21 protein-coding genes and 1 tRNA gene are annotated in these 25363 nt (G+C 70.8%); 11 read left to right on the top strand and 11 right to left on the bottom strand.

Features of this window, described 5'->3' with window-relative positions; translation table 11 throughout:
* Positions 1–59: 59 nt before the first annotated feature.
* On the bottom strand, positions 60–1910 hold the full coding sequence (locus tag ACFYXH_RS16900) for an endonuclease/exonuclease/phosphatase family protein (RefSeq protein WP_389563228.1): 1851 nt from the start codon (positions 1908–1910) through the stop codon (positions 60–62).
* Positions 1911–2172: 262 nt separating this feature from the next.
* Between ACFYXH_RS16900 and ACFYXH_RS16895 the strand changes: the two genes are divergently transcribed.
* The 7 genes from ACFYXH_RS16895 to ACFYXH_RS16865 all read left to right on the top strand — a co-directional run bounded on the left by ACFYXH_RS16895 (position 2173) and on the right by ACFYXH_RS16865 (position 10016).
* The gene (locus tag ACFYXH_RS16895) at positions 2173–3621 is read left to right on the top strand and encodes a hypothetical protein (protein WP_389563227.1); all 1449 of its coding nucleotides are present in this window, start codon (positions 2173–2175) and stop codon (positions 3619–3621) included.
* A 691-nt stretch (positions 3622–4312) separates the two neighbouring features.
* Entirely contained in the window at positions 4313–5761 is a 1449-nt protein-coding gene (locus tag ACFYXH_RS16890; RefSeq protein ID WP_389563226.1) for an alkaline phosphatase PhoX, read from the top strand.
* 200 nt (positions 5762–5961) lie between these two features.
* A tRNA-Lys gene (locus tag ACFYXH_RS16885) sits at positions 5962–6031 on the top strand.
* Between the two features lie 343 nt (positions 6032–6374).
* Positions 6375–7952 (top strand): TROVE domain-containing protein, encoded by a 1578-nt coding sequence (locus ACFYXH_RS16880; RefSeq protein WP_389563224.1) that lies wholly within the window; start codon positions 6375–6377, stop codon positions 7950–7952.
* 97 nt (positions 7953–8049) lie between these two features.
* Positions 8050–8706, top strand: a complete 657-nt coding sequence (locus ACFYXH_RS16875; RefSeq protein ID WP_389563222.1) for a GntR family transcriptional regulator — start codon at positions 8050–8052, stop codon at positions 8704–8706.
* A gap of 23 nt (positions 8707–8729) precedes the next feature.
* Positions 8730–9746 carry a 1-aminocyclopropane-1-carboxylate deaminase gene (locus ACFYXH_RS16870; protein ID WP_389563220.1) on the top strand — a complete coding sequence of 339 codons (1017 nt, stop codon included), beginning with the start codon at positions 8730–8732 and terminating at the stop codon, positions 9744–9746.
* A 39-nt stretch (positions 9747–9785) separates the two neighbouring features.
* On the top strand, positions 9786–10016 hold the full coding sequence (locus ACFYXH_RS16865) for a hypothetical protein (RefSeq protein ID WP_215093417.1): 231 nt from the start codon (positions 9786–9788) through the stop codon (positions 10014–10016).
* 75 nt (positions 10017–10091) lie between these two features.
* Here ACFYXH_RS16865 and ACFYXH_RS16860 read toward each other — a convergent pair whose 3' ends face one another.
* From ACFYXH_RS16860 to ACFYXH_RS16850, 3 genes are read right to left on the bottom strand one after another with little or no spacing between them, the layout of a single operon-like run.
* Positions 10092–11306 carry a TerD family protein gene (locus ACFYXH_RS16860; RefSeq protein WP_389563218.1) on the bottom strand — a complete coding sequence of 405 codons (1215 nt, stop codon included), beginning with the start codon at positions 11304–11306 and terminating at the stop codon, positions 10092–10094.
* A gap of 47 nt (positions 11307–11353) precedes the next feature.
* Positions 11354–11572, bottom strand: a complete 219-nt coding sequence (locus ACFYXH_RS16855; RefSeq protein ID WP_327322824.1) for a hypothetical protein — start codon at positions 11570–11572, stop codon at positions 11354–11356.
* A 56-nt stretch (positions 11573–11628) separates the two neighbouring features.
* Positions 11629–12453, bottom strand: a complete 825-nt coding sequence (locus ACFYXH_RS16850) for an NAD-dependent epimerase/dehydratase family protein (RefSeq protein ID WP_389563216.1) — start codon at positions 12451–12453, stop codon at positions 11629–11631.
* 236 nt (positions 12454–12689) lie between these two features.
* On the opposite strand from ACFYXH_RS16850, the gene ACFYXH_RS16845 reads away from it, so the two are divergent.
* On the top strand, positions 12690–13634 hold the full coding sequence (locus ACFYXH_RS16845; protein ID WP_389563215.1) for a 5-dehydro-4-deoxyglucarate dehydratase: 945 nt from the start codon (positions 12690–12692) through the stop codon (positions 13632–13634).
* Positions 13631–14794, top strand: a complete 1164-nt coding sequence (locus ACFYXH_RS16840) for a hypothetical protein (RefSeq protein ID WP_389563213.1) — start codon at positions 13631–13633, stop codon at positions 14792–14794. The genes ACFYXH_RS16845 and ACFYXH_RS16840 overlap by 4 nt, the downstream gene beginning before the upstream one ends.
* A gap of 134 nt (positions 14795–14928) precedes the next feature.
* Here ACFYXH_RS16840 and ACFYXH_RS16835 read toward each other — a convergent pair whose 3' ends face one another.
* Positions 14929–16149 (bottom strand): MFS transporter, encoded by a 1221-nt coding sequence (locus ACFYXH_RS16835; RefSeq protein ID WP_389563211.1) that lies wholly within the window; start codon positions 16147–16149, stop codon positions 14929–14931.
* A gap of 226 nt (positions 16150–16375) precedes the next feature.
* On the opposite strand from ACFYXH_RS16835, the gene ACFYXH_RS16830 reads away from it, so the two are divergent.
* Complete coding sequence (locus tag ACFYXH_RS16830; RefSeq protein ID WP_389563209.1) at positions 16376–17782, top strand: NCS2 family permease; 1407 nt, start codon at positions 16376–16378, stop codon at positions 17780–17782.
* Positions 17783–17873: 91 nt separating this feature from the next.
* On the opposite strand, the gene ACFYXH_RS16825 is transcribed toward ACFYXH_RS16830, so the two are convergent.
* The 6 genes from ACFYXH_RS16825 to ACFYXH_RS16800 form a co-directional block, all read right to left on the bottom strand.
* Positions 17874–19322 (bottom strand): peptidoglycan D,D-transpeptidase FtsI family protein, encoded by a 1449-nt coding sequence (locus ACFYXH_RS16825; protein ID WP_389563208.1) that lies wholly within the window; start codon positions 19320–19322, stop codon positions 17874–17876.
* Between the two features lie 92 nt (positions 19323–19414).
* Complete coding sequence (locus ACFYXH_RS16820; RefSeq protein ID WP_389563206.1) at positions 19415–20071, bottom strand: response regulator; 657 nt, start codon at positions 20069–20071, stop codon at positions 19415–19417.
* A complete protein-coding gene (locus ACFYXH_RS16815) occupies positions 20068–21327 on the bottom strand; it encodes a sensor histidine kinase (RefSeq protein WP_389563203.1) in 1260 nt (419 codons plus the stop codon). Before ACFYXH_RS16815 ends, ACFYXH_RS16820 begins: the two co-directional genes overlap by 4 nt.
* The gene (locus ACFYXH_RS16810) at positions 21324–22358 is read right to left on the bottom strand and encodes a hypothetical protein (RefSeq protein ID WP_389563201.1); all 1035 of its coding nucleotides are present in this window, start codon (positions 22356–22358) and stop codon (positions 21324–21326) included. Before ACFYXH_RS16810 ends, ACFYXH_RS16815 begins: the two co-directional genes overlap by 4 nt.
* Positions 22359–22436: 78 nt before the next feature.
* Positions 22437–22922, bottom strand: coding sequence for a GNAT family N-acetyltransferase (locus ACFYXH_RS16805; RefSeq protein WP_389563199.1), 486 nt, complete (start codon positions 22920–22922; stop codon positions 22437–22439).
* Complete coding sequence (locus ACFYXH_RS16800; RefSeq protein WP_362688503.1) at positions 22922–23692, bottom strand: IclR family transcriptional regulator; 771 nt, start codon at positions 23690–23692, stop codon at positions 22922–22924. The genes ACFYXH_RS16805 and ACFYXH_RS16800 overlap by 1 nt, the downstream gene beginning before the upstream one ends.
* A gap of 129 nt (positions 23693–23821) precedes the next feature.
* Here ACFYXH_RS16800 and ACFYXH_RS16795 point away from each other — a divergent pair, with 129 nt between their 5' ends.
* Complete coding sequence (locus ACFYXH_RS16795; protein WP_389563197.1) at positions 23822–25360, top strand: aldehyde dehydrogenase (NADP(+)); 1539 nt, start codon at positions 23822–23824, stop codon at positions 25358–25360.
* The last annotated feature ends 3 nt before the right edge of the window (positions 25361–25363 follow it).

Here is a 25363-nt window from a genome sequence, read left to right as displayed (position 1 = left end):
TGGTACTGCCGTACTGAACGTACTGCCGTACTGCGGTGTTTCGGCGGTACTGCGAGCGACTACGGGCGGAAGCGCAGGACCTGCGGGTCGTGATCGCTGTTCTGGTCCGCGAACTCCGCGTTGATGTGCACGCTGTCGTACGCGAAGTCATGGATCGACGGGCTCGTCAGGATCTGGTCGAGAACCTGGCTGTTGCCCTGGAAGACGTACGAGTAACGCTCCGAGCAGGGCAGGGACTTGACCGCCGGGTAGAGCGCACCGCCGTCCGTCAGAGCCTTCGTCGTCGCGGAGAACTCGAAGTCGTTGATGTCCCCGAGGGCCAGGACATCGGCGCGGCGGTCGGCCTTCAGGATGTCCTTGACGAAGGCGTTCACGGCCTGCGCCTGCAGGAGGCGCTTGGCCTCGGAGGAACGGTTCGGCGGCTGGTGGTGCGAGGTCAGCGACTCGTCGCCGCCCTTCGAGCCGAAGTGGTTGGCGATCACGAAGACCGTACGGCCGCGGAAGGTGAACTCGCCGGCCAGCGGCTTGCGGCTGTCGCTCCAGGCGGCGTTGGACGGGTCGATCCGGCCGGGGGAGAGGGTCAGGGCCGCGTGGCCCCCCTCCTGTACGACAGCGGTCGCCGTCTTCGCGTCGCCGCCCGGGCGGTCGGTGAAGGAGACCCGCGCCGGGTTGAAGAGGAAGACCTGACGGATGTTGCCGCCCGGCTCGCCGCCGTCCTTGTTGTTCTCGGGGTTGACGGTGCGCCACTGGTACGCGGGACCGCCGGCCGCGGTGATCGCCGCGGTGAACTTCTTCAGCGTCTCCTCGGCCGAGACCGTGCCGTCGTTCTTGGCGCCGTTGTCGTCCTGGATCTCTTCCAGGGCGAGGATGTCGGGCGAGGCGAGGTTGGTCACGACCGCGGCCGCCAGCGCGTCGAACTTCGCCTGCGGGTCGGACGGGTCGAGGTTCTCCACGTTGTAGGTGGCGACCGCGAGCTCGCCGTCGCGCTGCTTGCGCGTCGCCTCACGCTTCAGGCCACGGTTCTGCACTGTGCCGAGGGTCCGCGCGGTCAGTGTGTAGCCGCCGAACTGGTTGAAGTCCAGGGGCCCTTCGGTCGTGCCGGACAGTACGTCCCCGACGTTCGCCGTGGGGAAGGGCTTCTCGGCGAGCGGCGTCAGCGACTGGATCTGGAGCCGCCCGGTGTTCTGCGCGGTGTACGAGCTGTAGAGCGTGCCGCCGCGCCGGACCGGGTTCTCGTGCGGCTTCACCGTCACCCACAGCTCGGCGTGCGGGTCGGTCGCGCCGACGACGCGCGAGGTGCCGATGCGTACGTTGCTGCCCTCGAGCGACTCGTAGTAGTCCAGGGCGTAGGCGCGGGGCTTCAGCGGCAGCGCGTTGATGCTGCCGGCGGCCGCAGCGTCACCGGCGGGGGCGTACGCCGAGGGGACCGACCGGGCGGAGACGGTGACCGGCGCGGGCAGCGGGTTCTGGGACGAGACCACGGTGACGGTCGGCTTGGCGATCTGGGTGAGCGACTGGTTGCCGGAGGAGGTGCCGCCCGGGATGTACTCGCCGACGGTGCCGGAGACCAGCACCTGGTCGCCGACGGTGACGGTCGGGTTGGAGCCGGTGTAGACGAAGACGCCCTCGCTGGTGGCGGGGTCCGCGTCGGCCTGCGGGTCCTGGAACCAGAAGCCCTTGGAGCCGTAGGTACGTACGCCAGTGACGATGCCGGATACCTCGGTCACCTGCTGCCCGACCAGCGGGGATATCCGGGTGGAGCCCTGGATGTCATGGATCCGGACCTCACCGGCGGAGGCGGCGGCGGAGGCCGCGGAGGCCGCGGAGGAGCCTGCGAGCAGGCCTGCGGCCAGCGCGACGGCGACGACGGCCGAGACGGCGGTGGTTCTCGGTACGACGGAGGAAGGCATCAACGAACTCCGGGAGTGAGGGATGAGGGGTGGCGCAAAATGGTTCTACGCGCGTCAATCTCTTGGTTTTGTAGGGGAGTTGTCAAGGGTTGACGGGTGTACGGCGACCGACGGGTGGGTGAATCGGTATGTGGGAGCCTGCGCGACGCCCGGCATGCCCTGCGCGTACTGCCCGGGCTCGGCGAAACCCGGTGAAATGCGTCTACGCTGGGGGCCGCCCACCGGGCCGCCCGCACCCGTACGCCCCGAGGAGAACCGCCAGATGTCGGAAGACCGCCCCACCCTGCCGCCGGTGCGGCTGCACTCGGACGCGGAGCTGGCGCGGGACGCGCTGGCCACGCCGCTGCTGACCAGGGCCGTCCGGCTCGCCCGCTGGGCGGGTCCCGGGACGCGGGTCGGCGCCGGCGGCGAACTCGTCGACGAGCAGTTGCCCGTGGCCGCGGAGGAGCTGGGGCTCGGTGCCGAAGACGACGGTCCGGCGTACGCGAGCGAGGCATGGCGTCTCGCCGTCGACGCCGGGCTGGTGGAAGTCCAGGAGCCGCAGGACGACGATGCGGAGTACGGCACGGTCAGCGCGGGGGAGAACCTCGAACTGATCGTCTCGGGCGGACCGCAGGACATCCTCGCGATCTGGCAGGACGCCCTGGAGGCCGTGCACGCGGACGCCACCGCTCCTGTTCTGGAGGACCTGGCCGGCGCCATCGGCGAGGACGGCGAGATCGACTTCGAGACGCTCGACTGGGACCCGGAGGCGGAGTCCGAGTTCCTCGACGGGGTCCTCGGGAACCTGTATCTCCTGACCGTCTCCGAGGGCGGTGCGGGCGATGAGCCGGTGCCGCTGCCCGCGCTGGCCGCGTCGATGATCGTGCCCGACGACATGGGCGAGCCCACCGACGACGTATTGGAGCAGGTGTCGGACGCGATGATGCGGCTGGACGACCAGTTCCGGCTGCTCGAGCCGATCGGTCTGGTCGAATACCGGCCGGTGGACGAGGCGTTGATGGCGGAGGAGGGCGAGGAGCCCGCGCCTCCGGTCGACGACGAGGACGTGTCCCGGTACGGGATGGTCAAACTCACTCCGCTCGGCCTGTACGGCGTCAGGGCCCGGATGCGGGAGGCGGGCATCAACGCGCCGGCGGTCGGGGACCTGGCGGACAAGAACGCGGACGCACTCCTGGACGGCCTCGCGCACTATCCGGAGCTGTCGGCACGGGCCGAGACCGAGCAGTGGCTGGCCCGGCGCACCCCGGCCGACTCCGCGCGCGAACTCCTCACGGCGGCGCACGGCGCGGACGCGGGAGCTCCACTGCGCCGCCTCCACTGCCAGCAGGCGCTGACCCTGGTGGGCCCGCAGGCCGAGCCGGCGGTCCGCGCGGTCCTCGACGACGCGGAACTGGGTGGCCTGGCCCGGGTATGGCTGGCGGAGCGTGGTGCGTCGGACGTGCCGCCGCCGCCGGAGTCGATGATCTTCTGGCTGGCGATCGACACGATCGCGGCGCAGTTGGACACGGAGGGGGACCTGGAGGAACTCCGGGACCTGGTGGAGGGACTGGTCGGCCAGCACGGCGGCTTCTTCGATGCGGCGTGGCGGGTGGATCACCCGGCGACTGCGGACGTACTGGAGGCGATGGGCCGGCTGCACCCGGACAAGAGGGCGGCGAAGGAAGCCCGCAAGGCGGCGTTCAAGGCGCGGTCGCGGCCGGGTGGCTGAGGGGGGTTTTCCCCCAGCCCGCCCCTTCCCGTAACCGGGGGCAGGCCCCCGGCCCCCCGGGCGGAGGGTGCGGGGTTACTCCGTACCCCGCACCCCGGATGCGCCGGCTTCGCGGCGCAGACCGACGACTGGGAGGCCCGAGGGCGCCGGCTTCGCGGCGCGGCTGCGGGCTGGTGGTTCAGTGGGTGTCGCCCGTGGCCGGGTGAGTTCCTCGGGCCCGGGGCGTCGGCTTCGCGGCGGAGACGTGCGGCGAGCGGGGCAGGGATTGGGCCCCGGGGGCGCCGACTTCGCGGCGCAGCGGCGAAGGATGTGCGCACGGCGCGGTGGTGGGCCGGTGGTTGTGTGGATGTCGCCCGTGGCCGGGTGAGTTCCTCGGGCCCCGGGCGTCGGCTTCGCGGCGCAGCGGCGAAGGATGTGCGCACGGCGCGGTGGTGGGCCGGTGGTTGTGTGGATGTCGCCCGTGGCCGGGCGAGTTCCTCGGGCCCGGGGCGCCGGCTTTGCGGCGCAGGCCGACGACTGGGGCAGGCCCTGGAGCACCCCGGGGCGCCGGCTTTGCGGTGCAGACGTCCGGCAGGGGCAGGAATTGAACCCCCGGGGCCTCGATGTAGGCCGGTGTTCAAGTGCCGTTTATGCGCGGGCGGAAGTGTGTGGCCGTCATCAGCCAGTCGGATGCGTCCCCCAGGAGACCTCGATGCCGCTCACCCGCAGGCAATTCAGCAGACAGTCCGCGCTCACCGGCGCGGGAGTCGTCCTCACCGGCGCCGTCGGTACGCTCGCCACCGCACCCGGCGCTCTCGCCGCGGAGGACGCCGCCGACACCGCGGAGCAGGCCGGACACGGGGGGCACGGCAGCCACGGCCCCGGCTACGGACCGCTGCTGTCCGACCCTGAGAAGATCCTCGCGCTGCCCGCCGGATTCTCGTACCGGATCATCACCCACAGCGGTGTCACCAAGCTGGACTCGGGCGAGTTCACCCCCTCCAACCACGACGGCACCGCCACCTTCGAGGGCCCGCGCGGAGTGACCCTCCTCGTCAACAACCACGAGCTCAAGGGTCCCCGCTCCGGCTGGAAGTACCCGGTGCCGCTCAGCGAGGGCCTCGTCTACGACCCGGCGGCCTCCGGCGGCTGCTCGGTCGTCGAGGTGCACCGCAGCGGCGAGGTCGCCCAGTGGGTCGGCATCGCCGGCACCTCCACCAACTGCGCCGGCGGGCGCACCCCGTGGGGCACCTGGCTCACCTGCGAGGAGACCGAGGACCTCGCCGGCAAGAACGGTATGACCAAGGACCACGGCTATGTCTTCGAGGTCGACCCCTGCGACCGGCGCGCCAACCGCGCCCCGAAGCCCATCAAGGCCTTCGGCCGGTACGCCCACGAGGCCGTCGTCATCGACCCCAAGCGCGGCCACGCCTTTCTGACCGAGGACGCCTCCGGCCCCAACGGCCTGCTCTTCCGCTGGGTCCCGCCGCACGGCTTCAGGCACGGCCGCGGACAGCTGCGCATGCTCGCCGACGACGCCGGCGCACTCCAGGCGACCAAGTGCTACGACTCCGGCGGCCGCTTCGTCGACGATCTGTCCCGCGCCACGAAGATCGGCACGGTCTACGGCGTGGACTGGGTCGACGTGCCCGACCGCGACGGCCGCACCGTCTCCGTGCGCACGCAGTTCGCCGACAAGGACATCACCCGCGCCCGCAAGCTCGAAGGCATGTGGTGGGGCGACGGCGGCGTGTACATCGTCTCCTCGTACGCCCGTGAGGAGAGCCCCGTCCAGCACGACGGCCAGGTCTGGTTCTACGACCCCAAGCGCCGCACCCTCACGCTGAAGGTGCTGCTCGGCGTCAACTCCGACCCGTCCAAGGACGGCGCCTTCGACGGCCCGGACAACATCACCGTCTCGCCGTACGGCGGCCTGGTCATCGCCGAGGACGGCGAGGGTGTCCAGCACCTCTTCGGCGCGACCGAGCGCGGCCGTACGTACCCGATCGCGCGCAACGAGCTGAACATCGGCACCGCAGCGGAGCCCGAGTACAGCGAGTTCACCGGAGTCGTCTTCTCGCCCGACGGCCGGACGCTCTACGCCAACATCCAGACCCCGGGCATCATGCTCGCGATCACGGGGCCCTGGAAGCGCCAGTAGCAGCACTTCTGACGGCACCTCTGACGGCAGCTCTGACGGCGCCATTGAAGCCGCCCCGGTTGTACGCCCGTACCGTCCTCGTGCCGGTACGGGCGTAGCAGCCCGCCGCGGCGAGGTGTTCACGCACCCTCTTCGCGGCGACCGTCGCTGCCCCGGAAAACCCTTGGCGCACCCGGACGTTGCTCTCCTAAAGTGATCCTCGTCCAGGTGCGAAGGCAGGACCTACTTCCACTCTTAATGGGGAGGCCGCGGGTTCGAGTCCCGTCACCGGCTTCGGGCCGGTGTAGCTCAGTTGGCAGAGCACCTTGTCGGTTCCGCCGGCCTCGATCTCTGGACACACCACAATTTCATGCACCTCCCGGTGCGAAGGCCGCGGCTACTTCTTCCAACGAAATCACGCCGCAGCCACTCTTGATCTCGGGAGGCTCAGCATTCGGGGTGCCCGGTGCGCAGGCAACGGTTACTTCCTCGGACCGGGAGGCTGCGGGTTCGAATCCCGCCCAGCCACGGCTGGTGGTGAAATCCGGAATCACGCCCGGCACAAGTCCGTCGCCGACTCCTGATCTCGGGCACCCTTTTGCTGCGCTTCCCCCAGGAATTCGGGGGAATTCACATGGCACGCTTCAACACCCGTACCACCAAGGCAGGGGCCGTCTCGCCCGTGCGGTCGACCGGTCGCGCCGTCCGCACCCACCAGGGCGGCATCGGCGCCGAGCGCGACGCACGCTCCGAGCTCTTTCTGCTCGCCGTCGCCAACTTCGTTTCACAGCAGACCTTTTACGAGTCCGGCGGCGACCGTGACAACCGCTTCACCGCTCTCGTACGCCGACTCGCCGTCGAGGACCCGGAGTGGACCGCCGGCCTGCTCGCGTGGCTGCGCGGCGAGGGCAATATGCGGACCGCCTCCATCGTCGGCGCCGCCGAATACGTCAAGGCGCGCCTCGACGCGTCCGTGACCGCGGGTCCGACGAACCGTCAGGTCGTCGACTCCGTACTACGGCGTGCTGACGAGCCCGGCGAAATGCTCGGCTACTGGACCTCGCAGTACGGCCGCAATGTCCCCAAGCCCGTCAAGCGCGGTATCGCGGACGCCGTGTCCCGCCTCTACAGCGGAAAGTCGCTGCTGAAGTACGACACCGCCTCCAAGGGCTACCGCTTCGGCGACATCCTCAACCTCGTTCACGCCTCGCCCGACCCCGGGAAGCCGTGGCAGGGCGCGCTGTTCCAGTACGCCCTCGACCGCCGGCACAACCCGGACACGGCCGAGCCGCCCGCCACGAACCGCACGCTCACCGCCCACCGGGCGCTGATGGCGGTGCCGGCCGCCGAGCGGCGCGCGGTGATCACCGCGCCCGACGGCGCGGCGCGCCTCGCCGAGGCGGGCATGACCTGGGAGGCGCTCGCGGGCTGGCTGCAGGGTCCGATGGACGCGGCGGCCTGGGAGGCCGTCATCCCGTCCATGGGTCCGATGGCGCTGGTCCGCAACCTGCGGAACTTCGACGAGGCCGGCGTCTCGGACCAGGTCGCCGCGCAGGTCGCCGCGGAGATCTCGGATCCCGAAGTGGTCGCCGCATCGCGGCAGTTCCCCTTCCGCTACCTCGCCGCGTACCAGCACGCGCCGTCGCTGCGCTGGTCGTACCCGCTGGAGCGGGCGCTCGGCCACTCGCTGGCCAATGTGCCCGCGCTGCCCGGCCGGACGCTGATCCTGGTCGACCGTTCGGGCTCCATGTGGGCACGGCTCTCGGACCGCTCCGAGCTCAACCGCGCCGACGCGGCGGCGGTGTTCGGCGCGGCGGTGGCGATGCGGGCGGACCGCGCGGATCTCGTCGAGTTCGGTACGAGCAGCGCGTCCGTGAGGTACCGCAAGGGCGAGTCCGTACTGAAGGTCCTTGAGCGCTTCGGCGACCTCGGCGGCACCAACACCACCGAGGCGGTCCGCAGGCACTACAAGAAGCACGACCGGGTGCTGATCGTCACCGACGAGCAGGCGGCGTACAACTACCACGGCGACCCGACCGAGCAGGTCCCGGCGGACATCCCGGTCTACACCTGGAACCTGGCGGGCTACCGGGCCGGCCACGCGCCGTCGGGCAAGCCGAACCGGCACACCTTCGGGGGACTCACTGACGCGGCCTTCCGCATGGTGCCGCTGCTCGAGCGGGGCCGGGATGCCGACTGGCCCTGGAAGTGAGCCCTGGAATTGAGTCCTCGGCGTGAAGCCCGGGAAGTGAGCCGGGGATGAGTGCGGCCGTTGTGCGCCTATGAGCTGACATCTAACATGTCAGTTCATGGGTGCACTGCGGCCGGTACGGCGGACTCTGCTGCGCGACACGGCGTACGCGGCGATCCGGGACGCCATCGTGCGCGGCGAGCTGCCGCCGGGAGATCCCGTGCGCGACGCCGGCCTCGCCGAGCGGCTCGGGCTCTCGCGCGCCCCGGTGCGCGAGGCGCTCGCACGGCTCGCGGAGGAAGGGCTCGTCGAGACCAAGCCGCAGAGCTATACGCGGGTGACGCGGCTCGACCCGCGCGCCGTGCGCGAGGCCGCCGTCGTCGTGCGCGCCATGCACGAGCTGGCCGCGAGTGCCGCCGTACCGCTGCTCACGGGCGAGGACATCGCCGAGATGCGCCAGGCGAACAGCCGCTTCGAGAGCGCGACCCGCACCGGTGCCGTCGGCGAGGCGCTGCAGGCCGACGACGAACTTCATGACGTACTCGTACGGGCCTGCGGCAACCGCGCCGTCGCGGCGACGATCGCGCGCCACACCCCGCTGATCCGCAGGCTGGAGTGGCGGCAGTTCGCCGAGGCGAGCGCGCTGCGGTCGGCCGAGCTGCATGAGCGGCTCATCGAAGCGTGCGCCGCCGGCGATGCCGACGAGGCGGCCCGGGTCACCGCGCGGATCTGGCGCGCGCTCGAAGAGCTTGCGGACGAACCGGACCTTCTCTGATCATCCGAATCAAGGGAGTCAGCGTGTCGATCACGTCGTACGAGCGCTATCCGCTGCTGTTCGGTCCCTCGCCGGTGCACCGGCTCGACCGGCTGACCCGCCACCTCGGCGGCGCGGAACTGTGGGCCAAGCGCGAGGACTGCAACTCCGGTATCGCCTACGGCGGCAACAAGACGCGCAAGCTTGAGTACCTCGTCGCCGACGCCCTCGCCAAGGGCTGCGACACCCTGGTGTCCATCGGCGGAGTGCAGTCCAACCACACCCGCCAGGTCGCGGCCGTCGCCGCCCACGCCGGGCTGCGCTGCGTACTGGTGCAGGAGAGCTGGGTCGACTGGCCGGACGCCGTGTACGACAAGGTTGGCAACATCCTGATCAGCCGGCTCGCGGGCGCCGACGTCCGGCTGGTGCGCGCCGGGTTCGGGATCGGCGTCAAGGAGAGCTGGGAGCAGGCACTGCGCGACGTCGAGGAGAGCGGCGGCCGTCCGTATGCGATCCCGGCCGGTGCCTCCGATCATCCGCTGGGCGGGCTCGGCTTTGCCAACTGGGCGTACGAAGTGGCCGAGCAGGAGCGGGCGTCAGAGGTCTTCTTCGACACCGTCGTGGTCTGCTCGGTCACCGGCAGTACACAGGCCGGAATGATCGCGGGCTTCGCGGCGCTCGAGGAGGCCGGCGGCCGGCCGAGGCGCGTGATCGGCATCGACGCTTCGGCCGCCCCGGAGCGGACCCGGGAGCAGATCGGGCGCATCGCACGCAATACCGCCTCACTCATCGGAGTGGAGCGCGAGCTACCGGATCAGGACATCGAACTGGACGCGCGGTACCACGCGGGGACATACGGCATCCCGGACGCCACGACGCTGGAGGCGATGCGTCTTGCGGCCCGTACGGAGGGGATGGTGACGGATCCGGTGTACGAGGGGAAGTCGATGGCCGGGATGACAGACCTGGTCACACGTGGTGAGATCGGGTCCGAAGCGACCGTGCTCTACGCCCATCTCGGCGGCCAGCCCGCGCTCAATGCGTATAGCGCGCTGTTCTGACGTGGCGTGGCGGGGGCCCGAGGGCGCATACTCGAGGTAATGACAAAGTCAGCCGGATCCCGGCGCTACCTGCCCTCCAGTCCCTTCAACAAACCGGCCGCGGCTGCCCCACCCATTGAGCAATACGAAGTGGGGGACCGGGTCTCGCATGACCAGTTCGGACTCGGAAGAGTCATCGCAGTCGAGGGCGACAACGCCGCTGTGCTCGTCGACTTCTCGGGGCGTCAGGGAAGAATCCTGAGCCCATACTCCAAGCTGGCCAAACTCTGAGGACCTGGCCCCCGGGCCCGCCATCACCTAGCAGCGATGGCGGCCCCGGCGGCGCAGGTCACGGTGCTCGGCGGATCACAGTGCCTGGGCGGCCGGCTTCACCATGCCGCGCACGGTGCGGGACTTCACGAAATCGCCCATGGCGGTCATGTCCCATTCGCCCGAGAACTGCTTGATCAGTTTTGCCATCATGACGCCGGTCTGCGGCTCCGCGCCGGTGAGATCGAAGCGGACCAGCTCCTCGCCCGTCGCCGCGTCGATCAGTCGGCAGTAGGCCTTGGCCACCTCGGTGAACTTCTGTCCCGAGAATGAGTTGACGGTGAAGACCAGGCCCGTCGCCTCGGCAGGAAGCCGGCCCAGATCCACGACGATCACCTCGTCGTCGCCCGCGCCCTCACCCGTCAGGTTGTCGCCGGAATGCTTGATCGCGCCGTTCAGGATCGAGAGCTTGCCGAAGTAGCAGCTGTCCAGGTGGTTGCGGTTGGGGCCGTAGGCGATGACGGAGGCGTCGAGGTCGATGTCCTTGCCGCCGAACGCGGGCTCCCAGCCGAGGCCCATCTTGACCTGCGAGAGCAGCGGTCGGCCGCCCTTGACCAGGGAGACGGTCTGATTCTTCTGGAGGCTGACCCGGCCCTTGTCCAGGTTGATCTTTCCGGCGCCGGCGGCGGGTGCGGCCGGGGGCATGGAGGGGGCGGGCGGAGCCGCGGCCAGGCGCGGGTCGACCGGCGCCGGCGCCGGTGCGGCCACAGGGGCGGGTGTGGCGGCCGGAGCGGGTGCGGCGGCGGGCTCCTCATCGACGGAGACGCCGAAGTCGGTGGCGATGCCCGCCAGCCCGTTCGCATAGCCCTGGCCGACGGCACGGGCCTTCCAGCCGCCGTTACGGAGGTAGATCTCCACGACGACCAGCGCGGTCTCGGCACCGAGCTGCGGCGGTGTGAAGGTGGCGAGCGCGCTGCCGTCGTCGGCGCTCCGGATGGTGGCGGTCGGCTCGATGCCCTGGAAGGTCTGTCCCGCGGCGTCCGGGCTCGCCGTGACGACGATCTTCTCGATACCGGGCGGGACGGCGGCGGTGTCCACCACGATCGCGTCGGGCGCACTGCCGCCACCGGAGCGGTAGCTGACACCGGGGCCCGCCGGCTGGTTGTAGAAGATGAAGTCGTCGTCGGAGCGCACCTTGCCGTCGGCGGTGAGCAGCAGGCCCGATACGTCGAGCCGCACCGGGGCGGCGACGTCCACCACCACGCGGGCGACGGAGAGAGGGATGTTCGAGCCGGGGGTCATAGCTGTCATGCCAGGGATAACGATTGAGGGCGCTTTACCGTTCCCTTACCTTCGGGCTATCTGTTGCGCGGGTGGTTGCGGGCCGTGCGCTCATTGCCGAATTTGTACGCGCCGGTCCAGCGGGCCATGACCAGCTGGGCGTCGCCCGACTCCACTTCGGCCAGGAACTTCTCGGCGCGGGCGCCGCGCAGCGTGCCGGCCGCGCGGCCGCGGTGGGTGATGACGACGCTGCCGTCGCCGTGCTGCGCGTAGCTGAATCCGAAGGGCTTGGCCATGGCCCACATCCTGGCCGGGGCACGGCCCGCTCGGCACGCGAATTTCCTGGGCGTGATCAGTACGGCCACTGGGGCGGGTTGGTGGTGAAGTGGCCGCCCAGGTGTGCGTGGTCCGGGTTGTCCGGGTCGAGTTCGCCCTGCTGCGCGACGAGCTTTTCGGCGTACTGCTCCGAGTCGTCCTGCGGCTCGTAGCCGAGAGCGCGCGCCGTCGTGAGGTCCCACCACAGGCGGGTGTTGGCGGAGGAGCCGTAGACGACGGCGTGGCCGACGTTCTCGGCGGTGAGGGCGGCGTGGAAGAGGCGGGCGCCGTCGCCCGGGCTCATCCAGACCGACAGCATCCGTACGGACGTCGGTTCCATGAAGCAGGAGCCGATGCGGACGGAGACGGTCTCGAGGCCGTGCAGATCCCAGTAGAGCTGGGCCAGATCCTCGCCGAAGCATTTGGACAGGCCGTAGAAGGTGTCGGGGCGCCGCGGGGTGTCGATGGGGATCAGCTGGTGCGACGCGAAGGGCGGCAGCCCGTGCGGGCGCGGGGTGAAGCCGACCGCGTGGTTGCTGGAGGCGAAGACGATGCGTTCGATGCCCTCTTCGCGGGCCGCCACGTAGAGGTTGTACGTCCCTTCGATGTTCGCGCGCAGGATCTTCTCGAAGGGGGCTTCCAGCGAGATCCCCGCGAGGTGGATGATCGCGTCGACGCCCCGCACCGCTTCGCGCAGCGCCTCCTTGTCGGCGAGGTCGGCGGTGACCGCATCCGGCACCCCCTCGATGGGAGTGGCGTCGAAGAGGCGGAGCTCGTAGCCGTACGCGGGCAGCAGCCCCCGCATCAGCGTGCCGAGGCCGCCTGCGGCGCCGGTGAGCAGGACGGTGCGGGGAGCGGGCATGGGCGGATCTCCTCGAAAATGCTCAGGTCCGTAGACGGCATTCACATGCATGGACACGCTGCGGTCAGGGCACCGTCAAGTGTGGCGCGGAGGGGCCGACTCCGCCTCTGAGTTGCGGTTTTCCGTCTTGACCGGTGCCATCCGGCTGCCCTAGCGTGACGGCGTTCAGGAATGTGGACGTCGATCAGAATTGTGCACGGGTCGCAGAGGCTCCGTGTACGGCCCAGGGAGCGCCCGTGACCTCAGCCCCGCTCGCCGCCCGGCTCACCCGGGCCCAAGGACCGCTGTTCTTCCCCGTCACCGCGTACGGGCCGGACGGCACCCTCGACCTCGATGCCTTCCGCGCCCACGTGAGAACCGGTATCGACGCCGGCGCGGCCGCGGTCTTCGCCTGCTGCGGTACGGGCGAGTTCCACGCCCTGACCCCGGAGGAATTCCGCGACTGCATCGCCGCGGCCGTCGAGGAGACGGCGGGCGAGGTGCCCGTCGTCGCCGGCGCCGGCTACGGCACCGCGCTCGCCGTCCAGTTCGCGAAGCTCGCCGAAGAGGCGGGCGCGGACGGGCTCCTCGCCATGCCGCCGTACCTCGTCGTCGCCGACCAGCGCGGACTGCTGCGCCACTACACCGCGCTCGCCGCCGCCACCTCGCTCGACGTCATCGTCTACCAGCGCGACAACGCCGTCTTCGCTCCCGAGACCGTTGTCGAACTCGCGCAGGTCGACGGCATCATCGGCCTCAAGGACGGCTACGGCGACCTCGATCTGATGCAGCGCATCGTCAGCGCCGTCCGCCGCGACCTGCCCGACCAGGACTTCCTCTACTTCAACGGGCTGCCCACCGCCGAACTCACCGGTCTCGCCTACCGCGGCATCGGCATCACCCTGTACTCCTCCGCCGTCTTCGCCTTCGCGCCCGACATCGCGCTCGCCTTCCATCGCGCGCTGACCACCGGCGACGACAAGACGGTCGGCAGACTGCTGGACAGCTTCTACGTGCCGCTGGTCGAACTGCGCAATCTCGGGCGCGGCTACGCCGTGTCGCTCGTCAAGGCGGGCGTGCGGCTGGGAGGTCTGGACGTCGGCGAGGTGCGGCCGCCGCTGAGCGAACCCCTCGCCCTCCACATCAGGGCCCTGGCGGCACTGATCGAGCGCGGCCGCGCCCTGCTGGAGGAGCGCGCGTGAAGACCTCCGCCTTCCTCTACCCGTGGGACGTCGTAGGCGACCCGCACGCCGCCTCCCGGATCGCGGACCTCGGCGTCCAGCAGGTCACCCTGGCCGCCGCCTACCACTCCACCCGGGCCCTGACGCCGCGCCACCCCCGGCACCGGATCATCACCGCACAGCACGCCGCCGTGCTTTACGAGATGGACGAGGCGCGCTGGGCGGGCCGGGAGCTGTGCCCGTACGCCGCCGGGGCCTGGGCTCCCGGCGACGCCTACGGCGAGGCGGCCGCCGCCCTCACCGAAGCCGGACTCGAGGTGCACACCTGGGTGGTCCTCGCCCACAACTCCCGCCTCGGCGCCGAGCGTCCGGACACCTGCGTGGTCAACGCCTACGGCGACCGCTACCCCTGGGCGCCCTGTATCGCGCAGCCCGCCGTCCGCGCCCTGCTGGTGGAGCTGGCGGCGGAGGCGGCGACACGGCCCGGTGCGCTCGGCACCGAGCTGGAGTCCTGCGGCTGGTACGGCCTCGCGCATCTGCACGCCCACGACAAGATCGCGGGCGTGGGCCTCGGCGACGCGGCGCAGTATCTGATGTCTCTCTGCTTCTGTACCGCCTGCCGCGACGGCTACGTACAACAGGGCCTGGAGCCCAACCTGCTGGCCGCCGCCGTACGGCACGGCCTGGAGCCGGTCTGGCAGGGCGCGGCGCCGGCCGACGCCGGGATCGAGAAGCTGCTCGGCGCCGAACTCGCCGCGGTCACCCTGGAGTTCCGGACACGAACTGCCCGTACGCTCCAGGAGGACACGGTCGCCGCGGTGCGGGCCGCCGCCCCGGACGGCTTCCAGGTACTGCTGCACGCCGACCCCGTCGCGTACCACTGCGGTGCGAACGCCGGCGTCGATCCGGCGCACATCCTGTCCGTCGCCGACGGCGTGGTCGTGCCCTGCACCGGCGGGCCTCGGCTGCTGACACCCTTCGCGGACCAGCGCGCCGAAGACTCCGTGCTGGCCGCCAACTTCACGGTCGTCGGCGGCATGGGCGGCAGCCCCGGCACGCTCGCGGACGACGCCGCCCGCGCCGCCGGGCTCGGCGCGAACCAACTGCGGCTCTACCACGCCGGACTGGCCTCCGACGCGGACCTGACGCTGGTGTCGGACGCGCTGTCCCGGCTGGCCTGAAGGCCTGGCTTGTTCCCCGACCCACCCTTCCCGCTGTGTCGATATGCGGCTCCGCCACCTGCGGGGCAAGCCCCCAGACCCCCGTACGCCCTTCGGGCGTTGTCCTCAATCGCCGGACGGGCTTGAATGAAAAATCAAGCCCCGCCGGCGATTGAGGCGTGGGGTCCGGGGCGGAGCCCCAGCAGCGTCAGCGCAACCGCCAGCGCCACCCCCGCCGCGCCGATCACCGGCAGCAGCACCCGCACGTCGACAACCGTGACCAGCCCCGCGCCCACCGCCAGCGCCACCGCGTTCGGCACAAAGATCAAAGTGTTGGCGGTGGCGGCGGTACGGCCCAGGACCGCGTCCGGCGTCTCGCGCTGCACCGCCGTCATCGCGGCGATCAGCACACATGGCAGCCCGAGCCCGATCGCCGCGCTGCACATCAGCGCCACCGCGTCGTACGGCAGCGAGCGCAGCGCCACGGCCACGGCGAACACCGCGATGCCCGCGGCGACGAACGTCCGCTCCGGCAGCCTGCGCAGCAACGGCCCGGCCAGCAGCCCGCTCAGTACGGAACCGACGCCCTGCACCGCGTACAACAGGCCCACGAACGCGGGGGAGTGGCCGAGTACCTTGTCGGTGACGGCGAAGATCAGCGCGCCGTTCAGGCCCGCCAGCAACATGGCCGCACCACCGGCGAGGACAAGCGGCCGCAGCACCGGCGAACGCCACAGACAACGGGCGCCCTCGGCGGTGTCGGTACGCCAGTTGCCCCCGTCCGCGCGGGCCGGCTTCTCCTCGCGCACCCGCAGCAGCGCGAAGATCCCGGCGGCCAGCGCGAAGGACACCGCGTCCAGCAGGGCGACCGAGGGCCCGCCGAACCGGGCGAAGAGCCCCGCCCCGGCGAGCGGCGCGATCAGCTTCATGCCCTCGTTCGCGGTCATCCGCAGGCCGTTGAAGTCGCCGAGGAGACGGCTGTCGACGGCCGCCGCCACCAGGCCCGCCTCGGCGGCGTCGTGCACGACCCAGCTCACGCCGTACACCGTCAGCACTGCGAACAGGATCCACACGCGCGTCGCCGAGTCGAGGGCGAGCAGCGGCAGCAGCAGTAACGACATCGCGAGGTTCGTCCAGATGAGCAGCGGTTTGCGGCGTACCCGGTCGGCCACCGTCCCCAGCAGCGGCCCCACCAGCATCGGCGCCCACATCGCGAAGGTCGTCAGGGCCGCCAGACTGTCCGACCCGGTCAGCGACTTGACCCAGATGCCCGCCGCCAGCCACATCGCGGAGGTGCCGAAACCGGACACGACCACCCCGGACAGATACAGCCCCGCGTTGCGGTCCCGCAGCACCGCTCCCGCCGTCCAGCCCACGCTCGACCCTCCAGCCCCTTGCCCGGCCGCTCGTACGGCTCCTCGTACGGCCAGCGTGTCGGCTAAGGACGCCTTACCGGATCGGGCAGTTGACCTACGCTGGGCGCCGCGTCGCGACGATCAAGCGCTGGGACGGATATCACGTAACACGCGCATAACCTGAAACGCTCCTCCCGTGGGCACAATCCAGCTACCCGCAGGCCGGATGGATACCCCGAGGAGAGCCATGTCCGCACAGGTCGACCGCTACTTCCAGATCAGCGCACGAGGTTCGACCTTCGGGCGAGAGATACGCGGCGGCTTCGCCACGTTCTTCACGATGGCCTACATTCTCGTCCTCAACCCGATCATCCTGGGCAGTGCCGAGGACAAGTTCGGCGCCCATCTCTCCGGTCCCCAACTGGTCACCGTCACTGCCCTGGTGGCCGCGGTGATGACCGCGATCATGGGCCTCGGCGGCAATCTGCCGCTCGCCATCGCCGCCGGACTGGGGCTCAACGCGGTCGTCGCCTTCCAGATCGCGCCCCTGATGAGCTGGCCCGACGCGATGGGCCTGGTCTTCCTCGAAGGCATCCTCATCTGCGTCCTGGTCGTCACCGGGCTGCGCGAAGCCGTCATGCACGCCATCCCGCCGTCGCTCAAGCAGGCCATCAGCGTCGGCATCGGCCTCTTCATCGCCTTCATCGGCTTCATCGACGCGGGCTTCGCCACCCGCATCCCCGGCGACACCGGCTCCGTACCCGTCCAGCTCGGCGCGAGCGGTCACCTCTCCGGCTGGCCCGTCCTGGTCTTCTGTCTCGGCGTGCTGCTCACCGTCGCGCTGATGGCCCGCAAGGTGAAGGGCGCCATCCTCATCTCCATCGTCGCGACGACGGTCCTCGCGGTCGTCATCAACGAGATCGCCGACATCGAGCCGCTCGCCTGGGGCCTGACCGTGCCGGCTATGCCCGACGACATCGTTTCCGCCCCCGACTTCGGGCTCGTCGGCAACTTCAGCCCCTTCGGCGCCTTCGAGCAGATCGGCGTCGTCACCCTTGTCCTGCTGGTCTTCACACTGATCCTGAGCGACTTCTTCGACACCATGGGTACCGTCGTCGGTGTCTCCAACGAGGCGGGTCTCCTCGACGAGAACGGCAAGGTCCCGAACCTCGGCCGGGTGCTGCTGATCGACGGCGTGGCGGCTGTCGCGGGCGGCGCGGCCTCCGCCTCCTCCAACACCTCGTACATCGAATCCGCGGCCGGTGTCGGCGAGGGCGCCCGCACCGGCCTCGCCTCCGTGGTCACCGGCGCGCTGTTCGGCCTCGCGCTCTTCCTCACCCCGCTCGCCACCGTCGTCCCGGCGCAGGCCGCGGCACCCGCGCTCGTCGCTGTCGGCTTCCTGCTGATGGCGCAGGTGCGGCACATCGACTGGGAGCGGTACGACATCGCCATCCCGGCCTTCCTGACGATCGCGGTCATGCCGTTCACGTACTCCATCACCAACGGCATCGGCGCCGGTTTCCTCGCCTACGTCGTCATCAAGGCGGTGCTGGGCAGGGCGCGCGAGGTGCACTGGCTGCTGTGGGGCACGGCGGCGCTGTTCGCCGTCTACTTCGCGATCGACCCGGTCGAGCAGCTGCTCGGCGCCAAGTAGCCTGGCCCCGATGGCAAGCAGCCTCCGCCCTGGCGTGAGGGCAGCCCCGCCCCGGAGTGAGGGCCCGCCCTGAAGTGAGGGTCCCCAACCCTCACTTCAGGGCCGCCGCCATCATCTTCTGCGCGATCGGCGCGGCCAGACCGTTGCCGCTGACCTCCGAGCGGGCCGCGCCCGAATCCTCGACCATCACGGCGACCGCGACCTCCTTGCCGGTGGACGAGTCCTTTGCGTACGAGGTGAACCAGGCGTACGGCGTCTTGCTGTTGTTCTCGCCGTGCTGCGCGGTACCCGTCTTGCCGCCCACCTCGGCCCCGTCGACCTTGGCGTTGGTCCCGGTGCCGTCGTTCACGACCGTCACCATCGCGCTGCGCAGCTGTTCGGCGGTCGAGGAGGAGACGATCCGCTGCGACTTCTCGTCCTCGAAGGACTGCAGCGTGTTGCTGTCCGCGTCGACGACCTTCGAGACCATGTGCGGCGACTCCAGCACACCGTCGTTGGAGATTGCCGCGGAGACCATGGCCATCTGCAGCGGCGTCGCGGTCACATCGAACTGGCCGATACCCGACAGCGCCGTCTGCGCCTTGTCCATGCCCGTCGGATACAGACTCGCCGAGGCCCGCACCGGCACGTCCTGCGCCGTGTCGTTGAAGCCGAACTTCTGGGCCATCGACCTGACCTTGTCCTGCCCCAGATCGGCGGCCATCTTCCCGAAGACGTTGTTGCAGGAGTACTGCAGTGCCGTGCGGATGGAGGCGTTCTCGCAGGGCGCGGCGGTGTTCTCGTTCTCCAGGACCGTGCGCGTGCCGGGCAGTGTGTAGGGATTCGGGCTCTTGGTCCTCTCGTCGGCCGAGCCGTAGAGACCGTCTTCCAGCGCCGCGGCCGCGACAACCAGTTTGAACGTCGAGCCGGGCGGCAGCGGCTGCCGCAGTGCCCGGTTGACCAGCGGCTTGTCCTGGTCCGCGAGCAGCTTCTGCCAGACGTCGCCGTCCGTCATCCCGCTGATCTTCGACGGCTCGTACGAGGGTGTGCTGACCATTCCCAGGATCTTGCCGGTCTTCGGGTCGATGGCGACGGCCGCGCCCTTTGTGTCGCCGAGCGCCCGGTAGCCGGCCTTCTGCACCGCCGGGTCGATGGTCGTCACCACATCGCCGGGCTTCTGCTGCTTCCCGGTGAGCGCGTCGACCGGGTTCTTCAGCCGGCTGTCGGTCCCGTCGAGGACCTCGCTGTAGATGCCTTCGAGCTGCGTGGCTCCGTACGCCTGCGAGCTGTAGCCCGTGACGGCCGAGTAGAGCGAGCCGTCGGTGTAGGTGCGCTTGTACGCGAGATCACTGCTCGCCGTCCTCTTCGAGCCGGTGACCGGTGACCCGGCCACGATGATGTCGCCGAGCGGCTGCGCGTACTGCGCGATGATCTTCCGTCGGTTGTGGTCGTCGTCCGCCAGCGCTCTGCCTTCGTACGCCTGGACCCAGGTCGCCCGCAGCAGTAGGGCGAGCACCAGCAGCAGGCTGAAGACCGCGGCATTCCTGATCGTCTTGTTCATCCCGTAGAAGGGACGAACGGGGCGGAGGACGACGTTCCCTGCCTGCCCGGTTTCTCAGGAATTCCTCATCCGGAGCGGCCGGCGGACGGGCCTCAGCGCGGCGAGATGAAGCCCGACTCGTACGCCGCGATCACCGCCTGCGTACGGTCCCGGGTGCCCGTCTTCGCCAGGACCGACGCCACATGGGTCTTCGCCGTCGCAGGTCCTACGCCCATCCGCCCGGCGATCTCCGCGTTGGTCAGGCCCGTCGCCATCAGCCGCAGCACTTTGGCCTCGCGCTCGGTCAGCCGCGCCGCCCACGGCGGGGGAGCCGCGGGCCGGCTGCGGCCGTACTCGGCGGCCAGTGAACGCACAGCTGCCGGGAAGAGCAGCGAGTCACTGCGGGCGACCAGCCGGACCGCCTGGACGAGCTCCTCCGCCGCGGCGCGCTTGAGCAGGAATCCGGCCGCTCCGGCGCGCAGGGCGTCGTACACATAGGAGTCGTTCTCGAAGGTCGTCACGACCACGATCCGCGGCGGCCCGTCGAGCGTGGCCAGGATCTGCTCGGTCGCCCGGATGCCGTCGATCTCCGGCATCCGCACATCCATCAGCACCACATCGGGCCGCAGCGCACGCGCCACCGACACCGCCTCCGCGCCCGTCGCCGCCTCGCCGATCACCTCCAGATCGGGTTCGGCGTCGAGGATGACGCGCAGCGCCGTACGGACCATGCGCTCGTCGTCGGCGAGGACGACCCGGATCGCGCTCATCGGCGGCCCGCCAGCGGGAGCCGGGCCGAGAGCCGCCACACCGCGTCCTGCGGGCCCGCCTGCGCGTGTCCGCCGAGCAGCGCGGCCCGCTCGGCGACACCGCGCACACCACGGCCGCCTCCCGGGCGGATGACCGGGGCCCTGTCGGGCAGCGGATTCTCCATCGTGATCTCCAACTCCTCGCCGCGCAGGGCGATCCACAGGGACACCGGGGACGCCCCGGCGTGGCGCAGGGCGTTGCTCAGCCCCTCCTGGACGATGCGGTACGCCTCGCGCGAGACGAGCGCGGGGACGGCGGCCAGGTCGCCGTCGGAAGTGAGCGACACCGGGACGCCGCTGCGGGCGATCAGACCGTCCAGGGTGTCCAGGGTCGGCCCGGTGAGCCGGGCGGTGTTGGCAGCTTCATCGTCTCGGCGCAACAGGCCCAGTACGGAGTCCAGTTCGCCCACCGTGCGCCGCGTGGTCTCCTCGATCGCGGCCAGTGCTTCCCGTACGAACTCCGGATCGCTGTCCAGGACCTTGCGGGCCGCGCCCGCCTGCAGGGTGACGGCGCTGAGGGCGTGGCCCACCGAGTCGTGCAGCTCGCGGGCCAGGCGGTTGCGCTCGGCGAGTTCGGTGGCCCGGCGTTCGGCGGCCTGCAGCCGGTCCGCGGGCGTGGGGCCGAGCAGTACCGGCGCCTGGCGGGCCAGCAGCGCCCCGGCCGCCGCCGCGCAGGCGGCGAGCGCGGTCAGCATGGCGATCCCGGCGAACGGGCACAGGGCCAGTGCCCAGGCGTGGTCGAGGTAGTCGGGGACCATAACCCAGTCCCTGAGCCCTCCGGAGAGCGGCAGCAGGATCAACGTCACGGCGAACGGCGGCAGCGCGAGCGTGGCACCGCTGATCAGCGCACCGATCCCCACATGCAGCGTGAACCAGCCCGAGGTCCGCAGCCGCGCGGCCCGCGAGCGCGCCGGCCCCTCCGCGAACCGCTCGGCGGGCACCCCGCAGAGCGCCTTCGCTGCGGCCACCGAGAGCGGTCTGGCCATCGGGAAGAGCGCGGTCGCCGCGGCTATCGGCAGGGCAATTCCGTACGCACCGAACTGCAGGGCAACGGAGTTGGGGAACATGCTCTCGGCACCGACGAGCGGGCCGACGATCACCGTGCCCACCAGCCAGTACGGCATCAACAGGGCGCCGCCCAGGACCAGATGGAGCCAGCGCAGCCTGGCCCGCGTCCCGAACAGCGCCCGGCCGAACGCCTTCAGCACTTTTCTCACGCGCCGCGCCGCCGCAGGAACGAGGCGGTCCCGGTGACGACGAGCAGACCGACGATCATGCCCACAGCGTAGGTCAGGGCCATCAACCCCGATGCCCGCTCGCCTTCTTCGCCTCCCGGCAGCACCGCGGCGATCAGCAGCCAGATGCCCCAGCAGCCCACCGCGCCGGAGCCCAGCCAGGCCATGGCCAGCGGAATCTTCAGCGGCAGTCCGGGGCCCCGGCGGAAGGCGAGCAGCAGCGCTCCGGCCACGGCGACGGCCACGAACAGGGCGCTGATCCCTTCGAGTACGTAGAAGTCGGCCGTACGCTGCTCGATCCGCGTCGCGGAGAGACCGGTCGTCGCGCCGCAGGCCCACAGCAGGCGCATCGTGGCGGGGAAGAGCGCGAGCACGGCGGCGGCCACGGCGGTCACCTTCAGCGTCCGCCCGGTGGCTGCCCTGGGCAGGTCCCAGACCCGGCCCCGCCACATATGGCTCCAGTGCTCTCGCGCATACAGCACGAAGAGCGTTCCAAGGGCCAGGCCCTGGACAATGAAGCCCGTGTAGACGACTCCGAAGACCCACTCGTCGAGGAAGGGTCGGTCCCCGACCTTCTGGGACCCGTCTCCGGTGACGGCGTGGGTCAGCAGCTGCACCGGGAAGCCGACCATGATCGGGGCGAGCAGACCGCCCGCGATCCAGATGGGCGTGGCGAGGAGCCAGGCGGGGACGCGGCGGCCCCATGCCTGGGTGAGCAGCAGCGCCAGGACGATGACGGCGCCGTCCATCAGGACGGTGACGCTGTTGGCCGCGGCCATCAGACCGCGGCTCTCAAGCAACTTACTGCCGTCGGGGATGCCGATCCTGCTGCCCGCGATCCAGGCGATCTTGAGCGAGAGATAGGGGACGCAGGAGGCTATGGCCAGCGCCCGCAGCAGTCGGCGTGCGGGGCTGTGCCGCTCGGGTGCGCTGCGAAGCCGCCGCTCGGGGGTGCGGGGGCCTGCCCCTGCCTTCGGGAAGGGGCGGGACCGGGGAACACTGTGCGGGCTCATGCCGCTTACGCTCCCGGTTCCGGGAGCCCCGCACCTCCTGCGCTGCGACGATCCCTCTCCGCCGCGCGGCGGAGAGGGTCAGTCCGCCAGGGTGAGGAGCACCTCGTCGGTCTCGGCGCCGCGGGCATGCGCGTAACCCCGGTCCTCGCCGGTCACGGTGAATCCGCACTTCTGCAGGACCCGGATCGAGCCGGCGTTGTCGGCGGCGGCGCGGGCGTGCAGCGGACGCTGCGGTACGAGTGCGATCAGCGCGCGCAGCGCGGCGGTGGCCACGCCGCGGCCCCAGTACGCGCGGTCGATGAAGTACGTGACCTCGCGCTCCTCGGGCGGTCCGTACACCGCGGTGTGGCCGACGACCACGTCGTCGGCGAGGACGGTCCGCATGACGGCGTCGGAGACGAGGATCCGCGCCCAGTGGGCGTCGAAAGCGGCCCGGTCGGTGGGGTCCTTGCTGGTGAAGGCGGCCATCAGGTTCGACTCGGGGTCGCTCATGTGCCGGAAGAAGACCGGCAGATCGCTGTCGGTCACCTTGCGCAGCGTGACGCGCGGGGACAATGGGGACATCAGAGCCGCCGGGTCGCCAGCGTCAGCCGGTCGCGCGCGTCGAAGAGCGCGTCCTTGATCATCTGCTCATGCGCGGGGGTCAGCCGGGCCACCGGCACCGAGCAGCTGATGGCGTCCCGCGCCGGGGTGCGGTACGGGATGGCGATGCCGAAGCAGCGCAGTCCGAGGGTGTTCTCCTCGCGGTCCACGGCGTAGCCCTGCTCGCGGACGAGGTGCAGCTCCTCGATGAGCTTCTCCCGGTCGGTGATGGTGTGCTCGGTCAGCGGCGCCAGGGTCTCCGGCAGCATCTTGCGCACCTGCTCGTCGCTGTGGGTGGCGAGCAGCGCCTTTCCCAGCGAGGTGGAGTGCGCGGGCAGCCGGCGGCCGACGCGGGTGAAGGGGCGCAGATAGTGCTGCGACTGCCGGGTGGCGAGGTAGACGACGTTGGTGCCGTCGAGCCGGGCGAGGTGGATGGTCTCGGTGGTGTCGTCGGAGAGCCGGTCCAGGGTGGGGCGGGCGGCCGCGACCACCTCGTCGCCGTCGATGTAGGAGGTGCCCACCAGCAGGGCGCGCACGCCGATGCCGTACCGCGTGCCCGTCGCGTCCGTCTCCACCCAGCCGAGCTCGACCAGGGTGCGCAGCAGCATGTAGAGGCTGGACTTGGGGTAGCCGACGGCCTCCTGGACCGCGGCGAGGGAGTGCATGCCGGGGCGCCCGGCGAAGTACTCGAGCAATTCCACCGTCCGCACCGCGGACTTGACCTGTGCTCCGCCGGAATCCGCAGTTGACATTGCTCTTCGCCCCTTCTTGACCGCGCAGAACGCCCGGAAATAGAGTCCCCATATATTCACCATCGGGAACACTGTTCAGAATACCGAACAAATCCTGAGGGATGGCAGAAGACCGGGAAGGAAGCCGCGGTGGCAGCAGCACCAGTCTGGAGTGTCGACCCCCGAACCGGGAAGCCGCGTGAGCAGGTTGCGGTCGAGTCAACCACTGAGGAGATCGACCGCGCGGTCCGCGCCGCACACGCCACCCGCCCCGCACTCGCCGACCGGAGTGTACGCGCGCGGCTGCTGCGCGCCGCCGCCGACCTGCTCGACGAGGCCGGTGAACATGTCATCGAGGCCGCCGACGCGGAGACCGCGCTCGGCCCCACCCGCCTGACCGGTGAACTCGCCCGCACCACCGCTCAGTTGCGGGCCTTCGCCGAGGTCGTCGACGAGGGCGCCTTCCTCGACATCCACATCGACCACGCGGACGGCAGCCGTACGCCGCCATGGCCCGATCTGCGCCGCTTCAAGATCCCGCTGGGCGTCGTCGCCGTCTACGCCGCCAGCAACTTCCCGCTCGCCTTCTCCGTACCCGGCGGAGACACCGCGAGCGCGCTCGCGGCCGGCTGCCCGGTCGTCGTCAAGGCCCACCCCGACCACCCCGGCACCTCCGAACTGTGCGCCTCCGTGCTGCGCAGGGCCGCCCACCAGGTCGGCCTTCCCGAAGACGTCGTGATCCTCGTCCACGGCTTCGAGGCGGGCGTCGAGCTGGTCAAGCACCCGCTGGTCGCGGGCGCCGGCTTCACCGGGTCCGTACGCGGTGGGCGCGCGCTCTTCGACGCCGCGGCCGCCAGGCCCACCCCCATCCCCTTCCACGGCGAGCTCGGCTCACTCAACCCCGTTGTGATCACCGAGGCGGCCGCCGGAGAGCGGGCCGAGCAGATCGGCGCCGGGCTCGCGGGCTCGATGACGCTGGGCGGGGGGCAATTCTGCACCAAGCCCGGCTTTGTGCTCGCTCCCGCCGGCGACGCGGGCGACCGGCTGCTCAAGTCGCTGACGGCGGCGGTCAGCGAGACCGAGCCCGGCGTGATGCTCGACCACCGGATGCGCGGCGCCTTCGTCGAGGGCGTACGCGAACGGGCCGAACTCCCGGACGTGGAGGCCCCGATCACGCCCGGCGCGGGCGGTGATCACACCGTGAGCGCCGGCTTCCTCTCCGTACCGGCCCGGCTGCTGGCCGCCGAAGGGCCGCACGACCTGCTGCTCGAAGAGTGCTTCGGCCCGGTCACGGTCGTCGCGCGGTACGAGTCCGAGGCCGAGATCACCGAGGTCCTCGGCAGACTGCCCGGCAACCTCACCGCCACACTGCACCTCTCCGAGGGCGAGGCCACGGGCGAGGGCCGGGGCGCGGAGCTGCTCGCCGAACTCACCCCGCTCGCGGGCCGCGTCCTGGTCGACGGCTGGCCGACCGGTGTCGCCGTCGCCCCCGCCCAGCACCACGGCGGCCCCTACCCGGCCTCCACCTCCGGCTCCACCTCGGTCGGGGCCACCGCGATCGAGCGCTGGCTGCGCCCGGTCACGTACCAGACGACGCCCGAGGCGCTGCTCCCGCCCGAGCTGCGCGACGAAAACCCGCTGGGGCTGCCGCGTCGGGTGGACGGCCGCCTGGAAACTCCGCGAAGCTGAGCC

The sequence above is a fragment of the Streptomyces sp. NPDC002730 genome (assembly GCF_042888805.1).
Lineage (GTDB): Bacteria > Actinomycetota > Actinomycetes > Streptomycetales > Streptomycetaceae > Streptomyces.
This window is presented reverse-complemented; position numbering and strand designations above follow the sequence as displayed.